This is a genomic window from Bradyrhizobium sp. 23AC (assembly GCF_054863025.1).
The window spans coordinates 1-229 of the sequence record NZ_JAVAYN010000333.1; the positions used below are offsets into that span (position 1 = coordinate 1).

Annotated in this window: 1 protein-coding gene; it reads right to left on the reverse strand. The window is 45.4% G+C overall.

From position 1 onward, the window contains the following. Positions 1–229: hypothetical protein (locus tag RAD10_RS42655; RefSeq protein ID WP_461622106.1), on the reverse strand; the 229-nt coding region annotated here is incomplete at both ends.

Below are 229 nucleotides of genomic sequence, written 5' to 3' on the forward strand. Positions count from 1 at the left end.
AGGTTTGCTGTCATACGGACAAGAACGCATGAGAGTTTCACAGTCTTCTATTTCTGCTAATTGCGTCGATCGCTGCTGTTTTTTGCTCCTATCGAATTGGCTTTCGAAACGGACAAGACCTTGGGATAAGCAGAGTTGCTGATTTTGGCCCATTGGCGACGCTGATGATCCAGAACCTAGCTGTGGAGATTTGATGTCAAAAATTCCGAACAGATCGATTGAAGTGCCT